Annotated in this window: 5 protein-coding genes and 1 pseudogene; all 6 read left to right on the top strand. The window is 35.5% G+C overall.

All coding sequences use genetic code 11. The features are described from left to right. The coding region (locus C5471_RS22880) for a restriction endonuclease fold toxin 5 domain-containing protein (protein WP_207627448.1) at window positions 1-319 on the top strand (319 nt) is incomplete at its 5' end. Window positions 320-346: 27 nt separating this feature from the next. Beyond that, window positions 347-1,072: an immunity 52 family protein gene (locus C5471_RS22875; protein WP_133815434.1), complete on the top strand. Its 726-nt coding sequence runs from the start codon at window positions 347-349 to the stop codon at window positions 1,070-1,072. Window positions 1,073-1,074: 2 nt separating this feature from the next. Then, a pseudogene (locus C5471_RS22870) lies at window positions 1,075-1,335 on the top strand (PAAR domain-containing protein); the annotation flags it as partial. Window positions 1,336-1,500: 165 nt separating this feature from the next. Further along, on the top strand, window positions 1,501-2,127 hold the full coding sequence (locus C5471_RS22865) for a restriction endonuclease fold toxin 5 domain-containing protein (protein ID WP_133815436.1): 627 nt from the start codon (window positions 1,501-1,503) through the stop codon (window positions 2,125-2,127). 35 nt (window positions 2,128-2,162) lie between these two features. After that, window positions 2,163-2,891, top strand: a complete 729-nt coding sequence (locus C5471_RS22860) for an immunity 52 family protein (RefSeq protein ID WP_133815437.1) — start codon at window positions 2,163-2,165, stop codon at window positions 2,889-2,891. Between the two features lie 2 nt (window positions 2,892-2,893). Continuing rightward, window positions 2,894-3,099 (top strand): PAAR domain-containing protein (locus C5471_RS22855; RefSeq protein ID WP_166296502.1); only part of this gene is annotated, 206 nt, incomplete at its 3' end.

The raw sequence follows: 3,099 nt of genomic DNA, 5'->3' as shown, positions 1-3,099 counted from the left end.
ATACAACCCTGAATTAAGCATCATTGAGACTTGGTTATGCATGGATACAAATTTTGATGGTTGGAAACCTGCACAATGCTTATTTCTTGAGGCTAAGGCTAAGTATGACCAGTTTTTTAAAAATGGTAAACCCAAACCTTGGTGGAAATCGTCAGACCACTCAATGCAAAAACAAGGAAAAAGACAACAATGGGTGTGTACTTCATTAAACAGTATACCAAATTCTCATTGGCATTTTATGCAACCTATAAGCTACGCCTATTATTTAGAAAAATTATCCATTTACTCCAATATTAAAGCATTTCATACCCCTTGTTAACCGAATAATTTCTAATAGGAAAAATGAATGACTATTTTATCTTTAGATATAGGAATATATACAGATTGGAAAAAGCCATTAACTCCAGACATTGCAGTTAATGATACCTATAAAATCGTAAAACAATTGGAAGATATCTTCTTTGGATACTCTAAAATATGGTACTTAGGAGGAAATAGCCGTGAAGAAGCATTAACTCGGGTAGCTTTTGATGAGAGAGGAATAACTGACGAATGTATAAACGACTTTAAAGGAAATTATACAGAAGAAGATCCTACGGTTATATCAGGCGTCTGGGACGGAGGGGAAGACGGGCAAGCATGTTCAGTTAGTTACTTTAATTATCATGTTGAAAGACAAGGTCAAACAAAAATAGAAATTAATATATCCATTAAAGAAAAAGAGTTTCACTTTCTTAAGTTGATTGATTTTATTAATTTTCTAGTTTTTAGCCATAACTCACCTTATATTATGGTAGAAACTGATAATTATAGAATAAAAAGAAAACAAGTTTTCCCAGATCGTTTAAGTGCCGGCTGGATGCTCTACTTGCCAATAGAAATAGATCCAACTTTAGTCCCAATGGCAGAAGAAATAATATCTATTTCTGATAAGAATGACAAAAAAGGCTCATTGATTATCACGACAAAAGATATTTTTGACATCGAAAATCAAGAACATATCCATAAAGCCAATGATATTGAAATCTGCTTGCGGGATCTACAAATACTACCATTAATGACAGAGTTATAAATATGACAAACAGAGCCGTGATCCGTTTAAACGACCTAACCGATCATGGTGGTAAAGTTATTACCGCCATTGATGATTGGATTTATCAAGGCGTGCCTATTGCTGCTAAAGGTGATTTAGTAAATTGCCCTAAGTGCAAAGGGGTTTTTCCTATTGTGGAAGGCAGTGATAATTTAAAGCATCAGGGAAAACCTGTCGCATTAGAGGGGATGCACACGGCATGTGGCGCAAAACTGGTTGCCAGCCAAAAAGATTTTCTCGCTCAATTAGACGAAAAATCACTTGGCCTATTTAGGGCAACACTGATGCGCTGCACTTGTCTTTTCCGTTTACCCAGCTAATACATTAATCCGGTAAAACGGAGAGCCGAGAAAAGTACCGTGACTATTTACAGGTCATGGATAATTTATTGAAAAGGAGAAATTGAGATGCCATTACCACTTCTTGCGCCAGCGGCTCCCGCTCTTTTAGCTGCCGCTGAATGGACTCTTGCTGCCTGTGCAGCAGGATTAGTTGCCGTTGGTGTGATGGAAAGCACCAAAGATAAAGAAGGTGAACAAGATAGAACAAAAGCGGATACAAAAACGATTGCTTCATCCAGAACCAAGTGTGAAAAGTGTCCAGCAATTGGGAAAGTGATGATGGTTTGGGAAAAAACCACATCGTATTCTGAAATAACTATTGCTTATCAAACAAAAATTGCCGGGACGATATACAACCCTGAATTAAACATCATTGAGACTTGGTTATGCATGGATACAAATTTTGATGGTTGGAAACCTGCACAATGCTTATTTCTTGAGGCTAAGGCTCTGTATGATCAGTTTTTTGACGATGGATTACCCAAATGGTTTTATGCTGAATTTAAGAAAAAACCAACAGATAAAACCGGGCTTGAAAGCATGATGTGGCAAGCAGAAAGACAAAATAATGTATGTGCTTCATTAGAAAATATTCCTAAATCACATTGGCATTTTCTGCAACCAGTATCTTACGGATATTTTACCAAAGCTTTTGCTAAATTTATTAACATTAAAACATTTAATACACTTTAAATGTGGATATTTATTTTAAAATTAGGATTAAAAAGATGAACATAATACACGCTAGAATAGAAATGTTTTATGATTTAAAAGAAAAGATAACACCAGAATTAGCATTGGGTGACACATACTGCATCATGCAACAAATAAATAAGGTATCTAATAGCTCAAGTAGATGGCATTTACCCGGATATGATCTAGACGAAATAAAAGCAAACAATGTTTTTGATGAAAGTGGCATTACTGAATATGCCATAAATCAATTCAAAGAAAGTTATGATGAGGATTTGAAATCTATCATAAAAACATTATTTGATGTTCCAGGTGATGTAAAGTTAAAAAATAGAATCATGTATTCAAGTCGTGACTATGATAATAGGCTAGGAAAAACGGATGTAAGCATTGATCTTAGTTTCGAAAAAGAAAAACTTAATCATTCTAAGTGTATTGATTTCGTAGCTTCTCTAGTTAGCAACCATTACTCTCCAATAATCATGATGGATGTCAGAGGCTACTCGCTAAAACAAAAACAAGTTTTCCCAGATAGAGTTTATGCCGGCTGGATGCTCTACTTGCCAATAGAAATAGATCCAACTTTAGTCCCAATGGCGGAAGAAATAATATCTATTTCTGATAAGAATGACAAAAAAGGCTCATTGATTATCACGACAAAAGATATTTTTGACATCGAAAATCAAGAACATATCAATAAAGCCAATGATATTGAAATCTGCTTGCGGGATCTACAAATACTACCATTAATGACAGAGTTATAAATATGACAAACAGAGCCGTGATCCGTTTAAACGACCTAACCGATCATGGTGGTAAAGTTATTACCGCCATTGATGATTGGATTTATCAAGGCGTGCCTATTGCTGCTAAAGGTGATTTAGTAAACTGCCCTAAGTGCAAAGGGGTTTTTCCTATTGTGGAAGGCAGTGATAATTTAAAGCATCAGGGAAAACCTGTCGCATTAGAGGG

It is taken from the genome of Photorhabdus tasmaniensis (assembly GCF_011189505.1).
Taxonomy (GTDB): Bacteria; Pseudomonadota; Gammaproteobacteria; order Enterobacterales; family Enterobacteriaceae; genus Photorhabdus; species Photorhabdus tasmaniensis.
This window is presented reverse-complemented; position numbering and strand designations above follow the sequence as displayed.